Below are 17,951 nucleotides of genomic sequence, written 5' to 3'. Positions count from 1 at the left end.
TTGTTGGAACACGTTCGACCGCGTGGAGTGTCCGCGCGGTCGGTGAGGCGCGGAGGTGAGCCGGGGATGCTGGCGCGGCAGCGGCAGACGGCCATCCTGGAACGACTGCGCCGCGCCGGTGGCGTCCGGGTCACCGAGCTGGCGGCCGAGTTCGGCGTCTCCGACATGACCATCCGGCGCGACCTGGACACGCTGCACGAGGCGGGCCTGCTCGCCAAGGTGCACGGCGGCGCGACACCGGCCGGTCCCGGCTCGACCGACGAGCCCGGCTTCCACGCCAAATCCGTCCGCCAGTCCGCCGAGAAGGCCGCGATCGCCGAGCACGCCGCGGGACTGGTCCGGCCCGGCGCCGCCATCGCGCTCTCCGCCGGCACCACCACCGCCGAGCTGGCCCGGCGGCTGGTCGACGTGCCCGGCCTCACTGTGGTCACCAACTCGCTGCCGGTGGCGGAGGCCCTGCACGTCGGCGGCCGGCCGGACCAGACCGTGGTGCTCACCGGCGGCGTCCGCACACCGTCGGACGCGCTCGTCGGTCCGCTCGCCGTGGCCGCGATCGCCGCGCTGCACCTGGACCTGCTCTTCCTGGGCGTGCACGGGATCAGCGAACGGGCCGGTTTCACCACACCCAATCTGATGGAGGCGGACACGAACCGGGCGCTCGTGGCCGCGGCGGACCGGCTCGTGGTGCTCGCCGACCACACCAAGTGGGGCACCGTCGGCATCTCGTCGATCGTGCCGCTGGAGGCGGCGGACGTGCTGGTCACCGACGACCGGTTGGCACCCGAGGCCCGACGGGTACTCGACGACAGGGTGGGTGAGCTGGTGACGGTGCCCACGACGAGGGGGGCGGAGTGAAGCGTACGCAGATCGCGCTGGCCGACGGCCGCGAGCTGATCTACTTCGACGAGCGGGACGACGCGGTCCGCGACCAGCCGGACCGGCGGGATCTGCCCCCTCCCCCGCCCGCCTCGCAGCTGCGGTACGACCCGCTGACCGACGAGTGGGTGGCGGTGGCGGTGCACCGGCAGACCCGCACGTTCCTGCCCCCGGCCGACCAGTGCCCGCTGTGCCCGTCGCGGGGTGAGCGGCACAGCGAGATCCCCGCGTCCGACTACGACGTGGTGGTGTTCGAGAACCGGTTCCCGTCGCTGAGCCAGCGGGTGGCCGACGAGCCGGCCGAGATCACGCCGTTCACCCCGGTACGCCCCGGGCGCGGCAGGTGCGAGGTGGTCTGCTTCACCGACGACCACAACGCCTCGTTCGCCCGGCTCTCCCCGCGCAGGGTACGGACGGTGCTCGACGCGCTCGCCGACCGCACCACGGCGCTGAGCGCGCTACCCGGCGTGGAGCAGGTCTTCCCGTTCGAGAACCGGGGCGTGGAGATCGGGGTGACGCTGCACCACCCGCACGGGCAGATCTACGCGTACCCGTTCGTCACGCCGCGCACCCGGAGCATGCTGGCCGCCGCCCGGCGGTACGCCGACCGCACCGGGGGCAACCTCTACGCCGACGTGCTGGCCACCGAACGCGCCTCCGGGGAGCGGGTGGTGGCGAGCAACGAGCACTGGACCGCGTACGTCCCGGCGGCGGCCCGCTGGCCGTTCGAGGTGCACGTGGCGCCGCACCGGCCGGTGCCGGACATCCCGGCACTCGACGACGCCGAGCGGGACGCGTTCGGGCCGCTCTACCTGGACCTGCTGCGCCGCTTCGACGGGCTGTTCGACCTGCCCATGCCGTACATCGCGGCCTGGCACCAGGCGCCGGTACGGATCGACAGGGAACTGGGCCACCTGCACCTTCAGCTGTTCAGCATCCGGCGGGCCAAGGACAAGCTGAAGTACCTCGCCGGGTCGGAGTCCGGCATGGGCGTGTTCATCAACGACATCGCCCCCGAGCGAGCCGCCGAGTTGCTGCGCGCCGCCTGAAAGGAAGGGCCCCTTATTAACGCCTGCGGTAGAGGAAGGGCCCCTTCTTAACAACCGCGGCCCGAGCATGGGGCGCGGGGGGCCCGGGACAGGACCCCCCGCAGGGAAGGGACGGCTGGCTGCGCTCAGCAGCCTCGAAGGTCGGCCAGCCTGCGCGCGGCCTCGGCCCACCTTCCTGGACGCGACTGGCATCTCGTCCACCCTGTCAACGAGGGCGCACCGAACGAGGTCACGCCGTCCGTACCGGTCTGAGGTGTTAAAAAGGGCCCCTTCTACAACGCGAGGCGTTAAGAAGGGGCCCTTCCTTGCACGTCAGGCGGCGAGCTTGCGCGCCAGGTTCTCGTCGAGCGCGTTCATGAACTCGTCGGTGGTCAGCCACGGGGCGTCCCGCGAGATGAGCAGCGCGAGGTCCTTGGTCATCTGGCCGCCCTCGACGGTGTCCACGATGACCTTCTCCAGCGTGTTCGCGAACTCGGTGACCGCCGGGGTGCCGTCCAGCTTGCCCCGGTGGGCCAGGCCCCGGGTCCAGGCGTAGATCGAGGCGATCGGGTTGGTCGAGGTCTTCTCGCCCTTCTGGTACTGCCGGTAGTGCCGGGTGACGGTGCCGTGCGCCGCCTCGGCCTCGACGGTGCGGCCGTCCGGGGAGAGCAGCACCGAGGTCATCAGGCCGAGCGAGCCGAAGCCCTGCGCCACGGTGTCGGACTGCACGTCACCGTCGTAGTTCTTGCACGCCCAGACGTATCCGCCCTCCCACTTGAGCGCGGCGGCGACCATGTCGTCGATCAGCCGGTGCTCGTAGGTGAGGCCGGCGGCGTCGAACTCGGCCTTGAACTCGTTCTCGAACACCTCGGCGAAGATGTCCTTGAACCGGCCGTCGTACGCCTTGAGGATGGTGTTCTTGGTGGACATGTAGACCGGGTAGTTGCGGTCCAGGCCGTACCGGAACGAGGCGCGGGCGAAGTCCCGGATCGACTCGTCGTAGTTGTACATGCCCATGGCGATGCCGCCGCCGGGGAAGTTGGCGACCTCCATCTCCATCGGGGTGCCGCCGTCGGCCGGGGTGTAGGTGATGGTCACCGTGCCCGGGCCGGGGACGACGAAGTCGGTGGCCTTGTACTGGTCGCCGTGCGCGTGCCGGCCGATGATGATCGGCTTGGTCCAGCCCGGGACGAGCCGCGGCACGTTCGACATGATGATCGGCTCGCGGAAGACCACGCCGCCGAGGATGTTGCGGATGGTGCCGTTCGGCGACCGCCACATCTTCTTCAGGCCGAACTCCTCCACCCGGGCCTCGTCCGGGGTGATGGTGGCGCACTTGACGCCGACGCCGTGCTCCTTGATGGCGTTGGCGGCGTCGACGGTGACCTGGTCGTCGGTGGCGTCACGGTGCTGGATCGACAGGTCGTAGTAGTGCAGGTCGACGTCGAGGTAGGGCAGGATCAGCTGCTCCCGGATCTGCTTCCAGATGATCCGGGTCATCTCGTCGCCGTCGATCTCCACGACCGGGTTGTTTACCTTGATCTTCGCCATCGGCCGGCGCTCCTCTCGGGGGACACGTGCTCAAGCAGTACGAGCGTACTGGAAACTGACCGGCAGTCCCCAGGCGGCCCGGGTGGACCGCCGGAAAGCGGGCTGCGCCGCGCCTCGGCCCGCTGGCATCATCGTCCGATGCCGCGCAGCCGCACCATCGGGTCTATCACGGTCACCGCGCTCTCCGACGGCGAGGGGCCCTTCTTCCAGCCCCGCGGCGAGGCGTTTCCCGGTGCCACCCAGGCGCACTGGGCGGCGGCCGACCGGCTCGATCCGGGCGCCGTCACCGACGACGGCAGGTGGTGGCTACGGTTCCGCGCTTTCGCGGTGCGGTCCGGCGACGGACCGGTCACGCTTGTCGACGCCGGCATCGGCCCGGCCGACTCGCTCGCCGCGAGCTGGGCGCCGGTGCCGGGCCGGCTGCCGGCCGAGCTGGCCGCCGCCGGGGTCGATCCGGCCGACGTCCGCACCGTGGTCCTCACCCACCTGCACACCGACCACGTGGGCTGGGCCGGCGCGCTGTTCCCGAACGCGGACCACCTGATCCAGCGCGCCGAGGTGGACGCGCTGGAGCTGTTCCACCCGGAACTGCCGGCCCGGCTGCTGACGCCGTTGCGCGCCGCCGGCCGGCTGCGGGTGGTCGACGGCGAGACGCCCCTCACCCCGGGGGTACGGCTGCTGCACACGCCCGGCCACACGCCGGGTCACCAGTCGGTGCTGGTCGAGGCGGACGACGAGCGCCTCCTGATCACCGGCGACCTGCTCGTGCACGCGATCCAGTTGGTCGAGCCGGAGCTGGCGTACGCCCACGAGGAGGACCCGGAAACGGCCCGACGCTCCCGCACGAGCCTCCTGACGACCCTCTCCCCCGCCACCCTGGCCACCCCCCACCTGACCGCCCCCTTCACCCTTCACCCCTCACCCCGTCGATCATGAGGTTGACCGCCTGGTCGATCTCCATTTCCGCCGTCAACTTCATGATCGACGGGGTGAGGGGTGAACGGGGAGGACCGCGGGCGGGACGGCAGAAGGCCCGCCGGCGCGTGCCGGCGGGCCTTCGATGCAGTGGTCGGGCGTCACATGCTGGCGACGTCGCCCTGCTTGGCGCGGACGGCCTCGGCGGCCTCCTTCAGCGCGGCCAGCTCGTCGGCGTCCAGGTCGGTCTCGACGACCCGCTTCACGCCCTCGGCGCCGATCTCGGCCTCGACGCCCAGGTAGACGCCGGAGATGCCGTACTCGCCGTCGACCCAGGCGCAGACCGGCATGACGGCGCCGGAGTCCTCGGCCACGGCCTTCGCCATCCGGGCCGCGGCGGCGGACGGGGCGTAGTACGCCGAACCGGTCTTGAGCAGCGCGACGACCTCGGCGCCACCGTTGCGGGTCTTGACGACCAGCTCCTCGATCTGCTCGGCCGGCATGACGTCACGCAGCGGCTTGCCGTTCACGGTGCTCTTCGACGGCACCGGGACCATGGTGTCGCCGTGCGAGCCGAGCGTCAGGGTCCGTACCGACTTCACCGGTACGCTCAGCGCCTCGGCGACGAAGTTGGTGAAGCGGGCGGTGTCCAGCATGCCGGCCTGGCCGAGCACCCGGTTCTTCGGGAACTGGGTGGCGAGCTGGGCCAGCGCGGTCATCTCGTCGAGCGGGTTGGACACCACGATGACGACGGCGTTCGGGGCGTACTTGGCGACGTTCTCGGCGACCTGCCGGACGATCTTGGCGTTGGTCTCCAGCAGGTCCATCCGGCTCATGCCCGGCTTGCGCGGCAGGCCGGCGGTGATGACGACGACGTCCGAGCCCTCGATGGCCTCGTAGCCCTCGCCGTTCGGGCCGGTGGTGACGCCGACGACCTTGGTCTCGAAGCCCTCGACCGCGCGGGACTGGTTGAGGTCGAGCGCGAGACCCGCCGGCTTGCCCTCCACGATGTCGGTGATCACAACGGTGTCGAAGACGTCGTACTCGGCCAGGCGCTGTGCGGTGGTCGAGCCGTAGAAGCCGGCGCCGACGACAGTGACCTTCTTACCCATGGTCGTCCCACTCCCTGATACCAGTCGGTTTTCCGGACCGTATCAGCCATCCTGGCACCGATCAGGTCAGGGGCGGACGGTTATGACCTGGGTGGGTGTCAGGCGGTCCGCTCGGCCCGTTCGACCACGTTCGTCAGCAGCATCGCCCGGGTCATCGGACCGACGCCCCCGGGCATCGGCACCAGCTTGCCGGCGACCTCGGCCACCTCCGGGTCCACGTCGCCGGTGTAGCGGCCCTTGCCGTCCTCGCCGATGACCCGCGTGATCCCGACGTCCACCACCGTCGCGCCCGGGTTGATCATGTCGGCGGTGAGCAGCCCGGGCACGCCGGCGGCGACGATGACGACGTCGGCGGCGCGGGTGTGCGCGGCCAGGTCGAGCGTGCCGGTGTGGCAGAGCGTCACGGTGGCGTTCTCGCTGCGCCGGGTCAGCAGTAGGCCCAGCGGGCGGCCGACCGTGTTGCCCCGGCCGACCACTGCCACGTTCGCGCCGCGCAGCGGCACGTCGTGCCGGCGCAGCAGTTCCACGATGCCGCGCGGGGTGCAGGGCAGCGGCGCGTCGTACCCGAGGACGAGCCGGCCCAGGTTGACCGGGTGCAGCCCGTCGGCGTCCTTGTCCGGGTCGATCGACTCCAGCGCGCGCTGGGTGTCGAGGTGACCGGGGAGCGGGAGCTGGACGATGTAGCCGTGGCAGGCCGGGTCCGCGTTCAGCTCGGCCAGCGCCGCGTCGAGCTGCTCCTGGGTGGCGTCCGCGGGCAGCGCGACCCGCAGCGAGGCGATGCCGACCTCGGCGCAGTCGCGGTGCTTTCCGTTGACGTACGCCTGGGAGCCGGGGTCCTCCCCGACCAGCACGGTGCCCAGGCCGGGGGTGATGCCGCGTTCCGCGAGCGCCTTGACCCGGGCCCGTAGCTCGTCCTTGATCTCCGCCGCGGTGGCCTTGCCGTCCAGGATCGTCGCCGTCACGCCGTGATCGTCTCACGCCCGCGGGCGGGCCGGACGACGACGGCCGACGATCACGCTCCGCAACGTGCCCTAACTCACGGAGAGTGACCAATCACTGCGACACAGCGGCCCGGACACACCCTGACGGGCAGGGACCGGACAGGCGGACCGGACGTCGCAGACGCGCTCGACCGGACCTCGAACGGACCATCAAGGGTGAATAAAAGGCCAGTTAGAAGCGGGGTTTAGCACGCACGGACAGCAGCGACAAGGCTCGCCGAACACGATCCGTCATCAGTTGACCACGCACTAGTTGTCGGCGGGCCGGATCGCGACCTACCGTTACCACTCGTTGCGCAGAGTCACCCAGCGTCGGGACGACCGCGCAGCGTGAGGAGATGAGGAGACCCCCAATGCGTGTTCGTAGGCTCGCGGCCTGGGCCGCGCTCCCGCTCGCGGTGACGCTGGGCCTGACGGCCTGCGGCTCGGGCGGTGGCGGCGGCGGTGCCGGCGACTCCGACGCGGCCGTGCGGATCGAGATCGCCGAGCCGCAGCACCTCGTGCCGACAAACACCAACGAGACGAGCGGCTCCCAGGTCCTGTCGGCCCTGTTCAGCCCGCTCGTCGACTACGACGAGGCGAACAAGCCGCACGAGGTGGCAGCCGAGAAGGTGACGACGTCCGACAACAAGGTCTGGACGATCAAGCTGAAGCCCGGCTACACGTTCCACAACGGCGAGAAGGTCACCGCCGACAACTACATCGACGCCTGGAACTACGGCGCGTACGCGCCGAACGGCCAGAACTCCAGCTACTTCTTCGAGAAGGTGGCCGGCTACGACGACCTCCAGGGCGAGAGCCCGAAGGCGACGACGATGAGCGGGCTGAAGAAGGTCGACGACCTGACCTTCACCGTGACGCTCAGCCAGCCGTACGTGGACTTCAAGTCCATGCTCGGCTACACCGCCTTCTACCCGCTGCCCAAGGCGGCCTTCTCCGCGCCGGGCGTGCTCGCCGAGGGCTACGAGCAGGCACCGATCGGCCAGGGCCCGTTCAAGATGAAGGGCAGCTGGCAGCACGACGCCAAGGTCGAGGTGGAGCGCTACGACGCGTTCCCGGGTCAGCAGCCCAAGGTCGGCGGCGTCGAGTTCCGCATCTACCAGCAGCCGACCGCGGCGTACGCGGACGTGCTGTCGGACAACCTCGACGTGATCAAGACGATCCCGACCGAGAACCTGTCGACCGCCGCGACCGACCTGGGCGACCGCTTCCAGCAGAGCCCGGCGTCGTCGCTGCAGGTGCTGGCCTTCCCGACGTTCCAGGAGGAGTTCAGCAAGCCCGAGGTGCGCAAGGCGATCTCGATGGCGATCGACCGGGACGAGATCACCAAGTCGATCTTCAAGGACTCGCAGCAGCCGGCCCGCTCGTTCGTCTCGCCGGTGGTCGCCGGTTACCGGGAGAACACCATCGGCACGGCGGGCGCGTTCGACCCGGTCAAGGCCAAGGCCATGTACGAGGCCGCGGGCGGCCCGAAGAAGATCGAGCTGTCCTACAACGGCGACGGCGGCCACAAGGACTGGATCGACGCCACCTGCAACCAGCTCAAGGCCAACCTGGGCGTGGAGTGCGTCGGCACCGCCGAGCCGAAGTTCGCGGACCTGCTGACCAAGCTCAAGCAGAAGCAGCCGGTCGGCCTGTTCCGGATGGGCTGGGTCATGGACTACCCGTCCATGGAGAACTACCTCGGCCCGCTGTACAGCACCACCGGCTCGTCGAACTACTACGGCTACAGCAACCCGGAGTTCGACAAGCTGCTCGCCGAGGGCGCCCGCGCGGCGACCGAGGACGAGGCGATCAAGAAGTACCAGGCGGCGGAGGACCTGCTCGCGCAGGACATGCCGGTGATCCCGCTGCGGTACGGGCAGAACAACTTCGGCCACTCGACCAAGGTCAAGAACGTCCACGTGGACCTCTTCGACCGGGTGGACCTGCTGAAGATCGAACGCGCCTGACACCCCGCTGACGGGCCGGGCCACCCCCACCGGGTGGCCCGGCCCTCGCATTGGCACGCATTTCGCCCGGTTTCGGCAAACTTGCCAGCATGCTCCGCTTCATCCTGCGGCGACTGCTCCAGATGGTCCTCGCCTTCTTCGGGACCACGCTGATCGTCTACGCGCTGATGTTCGCCGGGCAGGGCGACCCGATCCAGGCCCTCGCCGGGGAGCGGCCGGTGACCGCCGCGCAGCGGGCCTACCTGACCGAGAAGTACCACCTGGACGCGACGGGTGTCGGCGGCTTCTTCTACCGCTACTTCGACTACCTGGGCGGCCTGGTCCAGGGTGACCTCGGGCAGTCGCTGACCGGACGGCAGATCAGCGACATCCTCGCCGCCGCCTGGCCGGTCACCGTGAAGCTCGCCGTGATCGCGATGGCCGTGACGGTGATCTTCGGGGTCACCGCCGGCGTGATCGCGGCGATCCGCCGCTCCGGCGTGTTCGACCACGCCACGCTCGTGCTCACGCTGCTGGTGCTCGGCATCCCCACCATCGTGCTGGCCCCGCTGGCGCAGTACTTCCTCGGCGTACGCTGGCCGGTCTTCCCGCCCACCGCCGGAGCGCAACCCTCCTTCTACGCGCTGCTGCTCCCCGGCCTCGTGCTCGGCTCGTTGTCGCTGGCCACCGCGCTGCGGCTGACCCGTACCTCGGTGACCGAGAACCTGCGCGCCGACTACGTCCGCACCGCCCGCTCCAAGGGCCTGCGGCGGCGCCGCATCGTCGGCGTGCACGTGCTGCGCAACTCGCTCATCCCGGTGGTCACCTTCCTCGGCGTCGAGCTGGGCAACCTGATGGGCGGCGCGATCATCACCGAGGGCGTGTTCAACGTCCCGGGCGTCGGCTTCAACCTGTTCCGCGGCATCCGCACCGAGGACGGCCCCCTGGTGGTCGGCATCGTGAGCGTGCTCGTCGTGGTCTACCTGCTGTCCAACCTGGTGGTGGACGTGCTCTACGCCGTATTCGACCCGAGGATCCGCTATGAGTGACTTCGAGACGGTGGCGGCGACGGAGAACCAGGCCGCGCGGCGCGGCGTCTCCGGCGAACCGGGCACGCCCGGCCGGGCCGGACGGCCGGACCGGGCCCGCAGCCTGGCCGGTGACGCCTGGCGGGACCTGCGCCGCAACCCGGTCTTCTGGATCAGCCTGCTCCTGGTGGTGCTGGTCGCCGCGATGGCAGTGGCGCCGGGGCTGTTCGCCGCCAACGACCCGCGCGACTGCGTGCTGTCGCGGCAGCACGCCGGGCCGTCCGGCGGAGCGATCTTCGGGTACGACTTCCAGGGCTGCGACACGTTCGCCCGGGCGGTCTACGGCGCCCGCGCCTCGCTGCTCGTGGGCGCGTTCTCCGCGCTGATCACCGGCGTGATCGCCCTCGTCGTCGGCATGCTCGCCGGCTACTTCGGCGGGTGGGTCGACGCGGTGCTGTCCCGGGTGATCGACATCGTGCTCGGCATCCCGCTGCTGCTCGCCGCGATCGTGCTGCTCAAGCGGGTGAGCACGAGCGGCGAGACGGTACGCCTGTTCGCGGTGATCCTCGTCCTGGCGCTGCTCGGGTGGACCACCGCGGCCCGGGTGGTCCGCTCCTCGGTGATCACCGCCCGGGAGCAGGACTACGTGGCCGCGGCCCGGATGCTCGGGGCCGGAAACGGCCGGATCATGTGGCGGCACATCCTGCCGAACGCGCTCGCCCCGGCCATCGTGGTGCTCACCATCGCGCTCGGGTCGTTCATCGCGGCCGAGGCGACGCTGAGCTTCCTCGGCATCGGCCTGAAGGCGCCGACCATCTCCTGGGGCATCGACATCGACGCCGGCCGGGTGCACATGCGGGAGTCGGCGACGCCGCTGATCGTGCCGTCGACGTTCCTCGCCCTGACCGTGCTCGCCTTCATCATGCTCGGCGACGCGATCCGCGACGCCTTCGACCCGAAGCTCCGGTGACATGCGAGCGCGAGGAGTGAGCGCAGCGAGCCCCGCAGTCGCGAGCGAAAGGCAGGCACAGCCATGACCCAGTCGTCGGTCCGGCCCACGCCGGCCTCACCCACGCCGCCCGGCGGGCACCTGCTGGAGGTACGGGACCTGCACGTCGAGTTCCGTACCCGCGAGGGCGTGGCGCGCGTGATCAACGGGGTGACGTACCACCTGGACGCCGGTGAGACGCTCGCGGTGCTGGGCGAGTCCGGCTCCGGCAAGTCCGTCACCGCCCAGGCGATCATGGGCATCCTGGACACCCCGCCCGCGTACGTGCGCGCCGGGCAGATCCTCTACCAGGGGCGGGACCTGCTCACCCGCCCGGAGGAGGAACGCCGGCAGATCCGTGGCGCCGAGATCGCGATGATCTTCCAGGACGCGTTGTCGGCGTTGAACCCGGTCTTCCCGGTCGGCTGGCAGATCGGCGAGTCGCTGCGCGAGCGGGCCGGGATGTCGCGGGCCGACGCGCGCAGGCGCACCGTCGAGCTGATGGACCTGGTGCGGATCCCGGCCGCGGCGAAGCGGCTCGGCGACTACCCGCACCAGTTCTCCGGCGGCATGCGGCAACGCGTCATGATCGCGATGGCGCTGGCGCTCGACCCGAAGGTGCTGATCGCCGACGAACCCACCACGGCGCTGGACGTGACCGTGCAGGCCCAGATCATGGACCTCCTGGCCGACCTGCGCCGGGATCTCGGCATGGCGCTCGTCCTCATCACCCACGACCTGGGCGTGGTCGCCGGTGTGGCGGACCGGATCGCGGTCATGTACGCGGGCCGGATCGTCGAGCACGCCGACGTGCACGCGCTGTACCGGGCGCCGGCCCACCCGTACACGAAGGGGTTGCTGGAGTCGATCCCGCGCCTGGACGTGCGCGGCCAGGCGTTGTCCAGCATCCGCGGCCTGCCGCCGAACCTGATGGCGATCCCGTCCGGCTGCCCGTTCCACCCCCGGTGCCCGTACGTCCAGCCGGTCTGCGTGGACGAGGTGCCGCACGACCTGGTGCTCGCCGACGGGCGGACCAGCGCGTGCCACTTCGCCCAGGAGGTGCACGATGACCGCGACGGCTGAACCCGCCAAGGTGCGCGGCGAGACGATCCTCGCCGTCGACCAGCTGGTCAAGCACTTCCCGATCAGCCAGGGCGTGCTGTTCAAGAAGACCATCGGCCAGGTCAAGGCCGTCGACGGCGTCTCGTTCGAACTGCGGCGCGGTGAGACGCTCGGTGTGGTCGGCGAGTCCGGGTGCGGCAAGTCCACGCTGGCGCGGCTGCTCATGCGCCTGGAGACGCCCACCGCCGGGCGGGTCACGCTGGAGGGGCGCGACCTGCTCCGGGCCACCGGTGCCGACCTGCGGCGGCTGCGGCGGAACATGCAGATGGTGATGCAGGACCCGTACACCTCGCTGAACCCGCGCATGACGGTCGGCGACATCATCGGCGAGCCGTTCGAGATCCACCCGGAGGCGGCACCGAAGCGCAGCCGGCGGCAGCGGGTGCAGGAGCTGCTGGACGTGGTCGGGCTCAACCCGGAGCACGTCAACCGCTACCCGCACCAGTTCTCCGGCGGTCAGCGGCAGCGCATCGGCATCGCCCGGGCGCTCGCGCTGCGGCCCGAGATCATCGTCTGCGACGAGCCGGTGTCCGCCCTGGACGTGTCCATCCAGGCCCAGGTGATCAACCTGCTCGAACAGCTCCAGGACGAGCTGGGGCTGTCGTACATCTTCATCGCCCACGACCTGTCGGTGGTGCGGCACATCTCCGACCGGGTCGCGGTGATGTACCTGGGCCGGATCGTGGAGATCGGCACCGAGGAGCAGATCTACCAGCGCGCGACCCACCCGTACACCCAGGCGCTGCTGTCGGCGGTGCCGGTGCCCGACCCGGAGGCGCGCGACCGGCGGACCATCATCCGGCTCACCGGCGACGTGCCCAGCCCGGCCGAGCCGCCGTCCGGCTGCCACTTCCGGACCCGCTGCTGGAAGGCCGAGGAGGTCTGCGCGACCCAGGACCCGCAGGCGGTACCCCGCGCGGCGGACCCGCACCCCAGCGCCTGCCACTTCGCCGAGGTGCGCACCGAGGCGTGAGCGTGACGAAGGCCCCGTCCCCCGGAGGAAGAGGGGGCGGGGCCTCCGATGCGGGCACGCGTGCGGACGGCGGACCCGGGACGAACCCGAGGCGGCCCGGCGGCGTGAGGCGCGCCGCCGTACCGGTGGACGGCAGCTCGCGGCGGAGACCGCCGGGTCGACGCGGCGGTGTCCGGTGCGGCGCGAGCGCGCGTGCCGGTGCGGGCTGCGGGTTCGGTGCGGCTCAGGCGGCCGGCGGGGCGCGCGCGGCGAGCGGGCCGCGCGGCGGCAGCGGCACGACCGGCGGCCGGGGCGCTGGTACGACGGGCCCCGGCACGGCCGGGCCGGCCACGCGCGGGAGCGCGGCCGGGGCCAGGTCGTCCGGCCCGTCGGCGTAGCCGAGGCCGCCGCCGTGGTCGTGCCACGGCCCGGCGGCAAGCTCCGACCAGGAGATTCCGGGGTACGCGGTACGCAGCGCGGCCGGGCTCGTCCCGCTCGCTGAGGCGGCGGTCGGCGCGGCGGCGGCCGGTACGACGACGGCGGGTGCGGCTGCCGCTCCGAGTCCGGCCAGGACGAACGCCAGCGTGACGACGACGGCGGTCAACCGGTCGCGAACGCGCATGGCACACCTGCCGGGCTCACAGACAGCGGAGACGCTCGATCGTCGCCGCGCACACGCTAGCAACCGCCTCCCGCGGCGGGCAACGGCCCGGCGTCCGGGTGCGCCGGTCGTGTGGACGACTGACGCACCCGGACGGTCGCGGGCCGGACTCGTCAGTGGAAGAAGTGCCGGGTGCCGGTGAGGTACATGGTCACGCCGGCCGCCTTGCAGGCCGCGATGGTCTCCTCGTCCCGGATCGAGCCGCCCGGCTGCACGATCGCCCGTACCCCGGCGTCGATGAGGATCTGCGGGCCGTCGGCGAACGGGAAGAACGCGTCCGAGGCGCAGACCGAGCCGCGGGCCCGCTCGTCACCGGCCCGGCTGACCGCCAGCCGCGCCGAGTCCACCCGGTTCACCTGCCCCATGCCGACACCGACTGTGGCGCCGTCGCGGGCCAGCAGGATCGCGTTGCTCTTGACCGCGCGGACCGCCCGCCAGGCGAACGCCAGGTCGCGCAGAGTCGCCTCGTCGGCCGGGTCGCCGGTCGCGAGCGTCCAGCCGGACGGGTCGTCGCCCGGCGCGTCGACGGCGTCCCGCGTCTGCACCAGCACGCCGCCGCTGACCTGCCGCCACTCGGCGGGCCGGGTGGCGAACGCGGGCGCCCGCAGCAGGCGGAGGTTCTTCTTGGCCCGCAGCAGCTCCAGCGCGTCCTCGTCGAAGCCGGGCGCCACCAGCACCTCGGTGAAGATCTCCGCGACCTGGCCGGCCATCGCCGCGTCGACCGGCCGGTTCACCGCGATCACGCCGCCGAACGCGGAGACCGGGTCGCAGGCGTGCGCCTTGCGGTGCGCCTCGGCCACGTCCGCGCCGACGGCGATGCCGCACGGGTTGGCGTGCTTGATGATCGCCACCGCCGGCTGGTCCGGGAAGTCGTTCGCGGCCCGCCAGGCGGCGTCGGCGTCGACGTAGTTGTTGTAGGACATCTCCTTGCCGTGCAGCTGCTCGGCCTGGGCCAGCCCGGCCGGCGCGCCCGGATCGGTGTAGAGCGCCGCCGCCTGGTGCGGGTTCTCGCCGTACCGCAGCACCGCCTGGCGGCGCAGCGCCAGCCCGGCGAACTCCGGCCAGCCGTCCTCGGCCGGCGACACGGTGCCGGCGAACCAGTCGGCCACCGCGACGTCGTAGTCGGCGATGTCGGCGAACGCGCGGGCCGCCAGCGCGCGGCGCCGGGCCAGCGTGAAGCCGCCCTCGGCGAGCGCCGCCACCACCGCCGGGTACGCCGCCGGGTCGGTCACCACCGCCACCGAGGCGTGGTTCTTCGCCGCGGCCCGCACCATCGCCGGACCGCCGATGTCGATCTGCTCGACGCACTCGTCGGTGTCGGCGCCGGAGGCGACGGTGGCCTGGAACGGGTACAGGTTGGAGACCAGCAGGTCGATGCCGGCGATGCCGTGCTCGTCGAGCTGGGCGGCGTGCGCGTCCTTGCGCAGGTCGGCGAGGAGGCCGCCGTGGATCTTCGGGTGCAGCGTCTTGACCCGCCCGTCGAGGATCTCCGGGAAGCCGGTGACCTGCTCGACCGGCGTCACCGGCACCCCGGCGCCGGAGATCGTCGACGCGGTGCTCCCGGTCGACACGATCTCCACGCCGGCCTCGTGCAGGGCGCGGGCCAGCTCGGCCAGGCCGGTCTTGTCGTAGACGCTGACCAGCGCGCGCCGGATCGGGCGGCGGCCGGCGTCCTCAGTGGCGTTCACGGGATGGTGACCTTTCTGCCGGTGATCGTCCAACCTTCACGGACCAGGCGGCCGACCTGCTCGACGAGCTGGCGCCGCTCGGCGGACTTGATGCGCTCGGTGAGCGTGTCCTCGTCGTCGTCGTCGTGCACCGGCACGGCGACCTGGGCCACGATCGGGCCGGTGTCCATGCCCGCGTCGACGAAGAACAGGGTGGCCCCGGTGACCTTCACGCCGTACGCCAGCGCGTCGCGGGGGCCGTGGATGCCGGGGAACGCCGGCAGCAGCGTGTTGTGCGTGTTGAGGTAGCGGTCGCCGAACGCGGCCAGGAACTCCGGGCCGACCAGCTTGAGGAAGCCGGCGCTGATGACCAGGTCGGGCCGGTGCTCGGCGACCCGCGCGGTGAGCGCCTTGTCCCAGTCGGCGCGGGTGGGGTGGTCCTTGACCCGCTCGACGAAGGACGGCACGCTCGCGGCGGCGGCCCGGTCCAGGCCGGCGATCCCGTCCCGGTCGGCGCCGACCGCGACCACCCGGGCGCCGTACCCGGGGTCGGCGGTGGCGTCCAGCAGCGCCTGGAGGTTGCTGCCGGAGCCGGAGACGAGGACGACGAGGCGGGCGACGGACGCGGGCTCGGTCACCGGGCAACCCTATCGGGCAGGTCAGGCGGCCCGGCCGCGGGGCGGCGGCTCATCGGTTGACCTCCCGGGTGGCGTGATCGCGGTACGCTGCCGGTCGCCCGGTGTCCGGCCTCGCGCCCGGCCCGCACCCCCACGAAGAATCCGGCACGCCGCGTGCCGTCGGACCGAGGAGTACCTCCATGCAGCCCGGATACCCCCCGCAGCAGCCGCAGCAGATCGACAACAACATGACGATGTCCATCGTCGCGATCTTCCTGTTCTGGCCGCTCGCGATCCCGGCCATCATCAACGCGTCGAAGGTCAACCCGCTGATCCAGCAGGGTGACTACGCCGGCGCCCAGGCCGCCGCGGCCGAGTCCAAGAAGTGGTCCAAGTGGGCCCTCATCGTCGGCCTGGTCTGGATCGGCCTCATCGTGGTGTGTTGCCTCTTCGGCGGCCTGGCTGGTCTCGTCGGCGGCAGCAGCACAAACTGACGGACAACCCGAACCGATCTGAGGAGCACCCAGACATGCAGCCCGGTTACCCCGGACAGGACCCGTACGGCCAGCAGCCGAACCAGGACCCGACCGCGCAGCCGCACGACCCGTACGCCCAGCCGCCGCAGGCCCCGCAGTACGGCCAGCCGCCGCAGTACGGGCAGCAGCCGCAGTACGGCCAGCAGCCCACCTCGGGCCAGCCGTACGGCCAGCCCACCTCGGGTCAGCCCGCCTACGGCCAGGACCCGTACGCGCAGCAGCAGCCGTACGGTGCCGCGCCGCAGTACCCGGGTGCCGGCTACCCGGCCGGGGCGGGCCAGGCCCCGAACAACACGCTGGGCCTCGTGTCCATGATCCTCGGTATCGCCTCGATCCCGATGGTCTGCTGCTTCTACCTCGGCATCCCGCTGGGTATCGCGGCGGCGGTCACCGGCTACCTGGGCCGCCAGAAGGCCGCGCAGGGGCTCGCCAACAACGACGGTCAGGCCAAGACCGGTCTGATCTGCGGCGCGATCGGCGCCGGCCTGGGCATCATCCTGATCATCCTGGGCATCGTCGCAAACGTCAGCCTGCCCGCCCAGCCCTGATCGTCCGTCGTCCAGGGGCGTCCACCTTCCGGTGGGCGCCCCTGACGCGTCTGCGGGCCCCGGAGGCGGCGCGTCAGCGGGTGCGGGTGCGGGTCAGCGTGCGGGTGGCGGCGGCGCCGAGCACCGCGCCCACCCCGGTCACGAGCGTGGCCACCGCGGCCACCGCCCACGGTGACGGCCCGACCTCGGCCAGCCGGCCGCCGCCCAGCGACCCGCCGGAGGCCGCCGCGAACAGCCCCAGCAGCGCGCCCGCGACCGGTCCGGCGAGCGCGGCCGGCAGCAGCAGCGCCGGCCAGCCCACCTCGGCCCGTTCCTCGGCCGCCGCGCGCAGCAGCCGCCGGGCGAGCAGCCAGCCGGCCGCCATCGCGGCCAGCACCGGCACTGCGAGCAGCGCGCCACCCAGCCCGTCCATCGGGCCCCGCGGCAGGCCGGCCAGCAGCGGTACGGCCGGCAGCGCACCCACGGAGACCTCGCTCGTCCGGACGGCGGTGTCGGTGCCGACCGCGAACCCGGGCCCGAGCAGATAGCTCGCCGACCAGGCGGTCGCGTTCGGCGCGTAGGCGAGGCTGACCAGTGTGATGCCCGCCTGACCGGCCACCCCGGTCCGGTACGCCCCGATCATGTCGGCCGCGTCGCCGCCACCGGTGGCCACCGCCAGCCCGGCCGCACCGGCACCCGCGCCGCACAGCAGCAGCGCCGCCACCAGTCCGGTACGCAGACCGTCGCGCACCGGCGGTGGGCAGCGCTCGGCCAGCACCGCCCAGACACCCGTGGTGCGCAGCGCGCCGACCAGGGCGGCGGACACGCCGAACGCGGCGAACGTGAGCGCGGCGGTGACCGGGGAGACCCGCAGGCCGCCGGCGTCGACGGCGAACGCGGCGAGTGCGCCGAGCAGCGCGTACGCGATGCCGACGGCGACCGCGACGGTGAGCGCCTGGCGCGGCGAGCCCGCGCCGCGCGCGCCGACGGCCCGGCTGACGTGCACCCCGGCGCGGGTGAGCCGCCAGACGGCGAGCGCGCTGAGCGCGAGCGGCGCCAGGCCGAGCGGACCGGCGGTGGTCTGCAGCGGCACCCCGTGGCCGAGCAGCCAGCCGGCCAGGCCGGCGCGGAGCGCGCCGCCGAGCGATCCGGCGTCCTCGCTGAGCTGGGCGAGGCCCAGCACGGCGGAGACCGGCAGCCAGGAGGTCAGCGCCGCCCAGAGCGCGGCCACCCCGGCGGCGACCGGCAGCGGCGCCCGGCTGCGGGGCTCGGCACCCGATCGGGGCGCGGGCACGCGCGCGGCCGGGCGGGCACGGCCGGGCGGCCGGGCACCGGCGGGGGGACCGGTGGCCGGACGGCGGGGCTGGTCAGGGGTGACGCGTGACATCGTGTCTACTCTGGCACGCCGCGGGAAGGACGGCAGTCCGATACCGGGCCGG

At 72.3% G+C, this 17,951-nt stretch carries 17 protein-coding genes; 10 read left to right on the top strand and 7 right to left on the bottom strand.

Annotation, left to right across the window (positions count from 1 at the left end; genetic code table 11):
• Positions 1-66: 66 nt before the first annotated feature.
• Together OC439_RS26765 and galT are read left to right on the top strand one after the other, a co-directional pair.
• On the top strand, positions 67-855 hold the full coding sequence (locus OC439_RS26765) for a DeoR/GlpR family DNA-binding transcription regulator (protein ID WP_262015845.1): 789 nt from the start codon (positions 67-69) through the stop codon (positions 853-855).
• Positions 852-1,925: a galactose-1-phosphate uridylyltransferase gene (gene galT, locus OC439_RS26760; RefSeq protein ID WP_262015844.1), complete on the top strand. Its 1,074-nt coding sequence runs from the start codon at positions 852-854 to the stop codon at positions 1,923-1,925. The genes OC439_RS26765 and galT overlap by 4 nt, the downstream gene beginning before the upstream one ends.
• 312 nt (positions 1,926-2,237) lie before the next feature.
• On the opposite strand, the gene OC439_RS26755 is transcribed toward galT, so the two are convergent.
• Positions 2,238-3,455, bottom strand: a complete 1,218-nt coding sequence (locus OC439_RS26755) for an NADP-dependent isocitrate dehydrogenase (RefSeq protein ID WP_120573189.1) — start codon at positions 3,453-3,455, stop codon at positions 2,238-2,240.
• A 138-nt stretch (positions 3,456-3,593) separates the two neighbouring features.
• Here OC439_RS26755 and OC439_RS26750 point away from each other — a divergent pair, with 138 nt between their 5' ends.
• The gene (locus tag OC439_RS26750; RefSeq protein ID WP_262015843.1) at positions 3,594-4,391 is read left to right on the top strand and encodes an MBL fold metallo-hydrolase; all 798 of its coding nucleotides are present in this window, start codon (positions 3,594-3,596) and stop codon (positions 4,389-4,391) included.
• Between the two features lie 140 nt (positions 4,392-4,531).
• On the opposite strand, the gene mdh is transcribed toward OC439_RS26750, so the two are convergent.
• Entirely contained in the window at positions 4,532-5,482 is a 951-nt protein-coding gene (mdh, locus tag OC439_RS26745; protein ID WP_013288499.1) for a malate dehydrogenase, read from the bottom strand.
• 98 nt (positions 5,483-5,580) lie between these two features.
• Positions 5,581-6,444 (bottom strand): bifunctional methylenetetrahydrofolate dehydrogenase/methenyltetrahydrofolate cyclohydrolase, encoded by an 864-nt coding sequence (locus OC439_RS26740; protein ID WP_047894341.1) that lies wholly within the window; start codon positions 6,442-6,444, stop codon positions 5,581-5,583.
• A gap of 392 nt (positions 6,445-6,836) precedes the next feature.
• Between OC439_RS26740 and OC439_RS26735 the strand changes: the two genes are divergently transcribed.
• From OC439_RS26735 to OC439_RS26715, 5 genes are all read left to right on the top strand, one after another.
• Positions 6,837-8,435 carry an ABC transporter substrate-binding protein gene (locus OC439_RS26735; protein WP_262015842.1) on the top strand — a complete coding sequence of 533 codons (1,599 nt, stop codon included), beginning with the start codon at positions 6,837-6,839 and terminating at the stop codon, positions 8,433-8,435.
• An 89-nt stretch (positions 8,436-8,524) separates the two neighbouring features.
• Complete coding sequence (locus OC439_RS26730; RefSeq protein WP_262015841.1) at positions 8,525-9,463, top strand: ABC transporter permease; 939 nt, start codon at positions 8,525-8,527, stop codon at positions 9,461-9,463.
• Positions 9,456-10,412, top strand: a complete 957-nt coding sequence (locus OC439_RS26725; protein WP_030269431.1) for an ABC transporter permease — start codon at positions 9,456-9,458, stop codon at positions 10,410-10,412. Before OC439_RS26730 ends, OC439_RS26725 begins: the two co-directional genes overlap by 8 nt.
• Positions 10,413-10,475: 63 nt before the next feature.
• A complete protein-coding gene (locus OC439_RS26720) occupies positions 10,476-11,513 on the top strand; it encodes an ABC transporter ATP-binding protein (RefSeq protein ID WP_262015840.1) in 1,038 nt (345 codons plus the stop codon).
• The gene (locus tag OC439_RS26715) at positions 11,497-12,525 is read left to right on the top strand and encodes an ABC transporter ATP-binding protein (RefSeq protein ID WP_120573182.1); all 1,029 of its coding nucleotides are present in this window, start codon (positions 11,497-11,499) and stop codon (positions 12,523-12,525) included. The genes OC439_RS26720 and OC439_RS26715 overlap by 17 nt, the downstream gene beginning before the upstream one ends.
• A 223-nt stretch (positions 12,526-12,748) precedes the next feature.
• On the opposite strand, the gene OC439_RS26710 is transcribed toward OC439_RS26715, so the two are convergent.
• The 3 genes from OC439_RS26710 to purN all read right to left on the bottom strand — a co-directional run bounded on the left by OC439_RS26710 (position 12,749) and on the right by purN (position 15,470).
• On the bottom strand, positions 12,749-13,126 hold the full coding sequence (locus tag OC439_RS26710; RefSeq protein WP_262015839.1) for a hypothetical protein: 378 nt from the start codon (positions 13,124-13,126) through the stop codon (positions 12,749-12,751).
• Between the two features lie 152 nt (positions 13,127-13,278).
• Entirely contained in the window at positions 13,279-14,853 is a 1,575-nt protein-coding gene (gene purH, locus OC439_RS26705) for a bifunctional phosphoribosylaminoimidazolecarboxamide formyltransferase/IMP cyclohydrolase (protein WP_262015838.1), read from the bottom strand.
• The gene (gene purN / locus OC439_RS26700; protein ID WP_262015837.1) at positions 14,850-15,470 is read right to left on the bottom strand and encodes a phosphoribosylglycinamide formyltransferase; all 621 of its coding nucleotides are present in this window, start codon (positions 15,468-15,470) and stop codon (positions 14,850-14,852) included. Before purN ends, purH begins: the two co-directional genes overlap by 4 nt.
• 179 nt (positions 15,471-15,649) lie before the next feature.
• Here purN and OC439_RS26695 point away from each other — a divergent pair, with 179 nt between their 5' ends.
• Positions 15,650-15,943: a CD225/dispanin family protein gene (locus OC439_RS26695; protein WP_194801347.1), complete on the top strand. Its 294-nt coding sequence runs from the start codon at positions 15,650-15,652 to the stop codon at positions 15,941-15,943.
• Positions 15,944-15,978: 35 nt separating this feature from the next.
• A complete protein-coding gene (locus OC439_RS26690) occupies positions 15,979-16,533 on the top strand; it encodes a DUF4190 domain-containing protein (RefSeq protein ID WP_262015836.1) in 555 nt (184 codons plus the stop codon).
• 73 nt (positions 16,534-16,606) lie between these two features.
• Here the strand turns inward: OC439_RS26690 and OC439_RS26685 are convergent, their stop codons facing one another.
• Positions 16,607-17,899: a DUF6350 family protein gene (locus tag OC439_RS26685; protein ID WP_262015835.1), complete on the bottom strand. Its 1,293-nt coding sequence runs from the start codon at positions 17,897-17,899 to the stop codon at positions 16,607-16,609.
• Positions 17,900-17,951: the final 52 nt, after the last annotated feature.

The organism is Micromonospora sp. Mcm103, assembly GCF_024519755.1.
GTDB lineage: Bacteria > Actinomycetota > Actinomycetes > Mycobacteriales > Micromonosporaceae > Micromonospora > Micromonospora aurantiaca.
The sequence above is the reverse complement of the archived record's forward strand: the minus strand, read 5'-3'. Positions and strand labels throughout refer to the sequence as shown.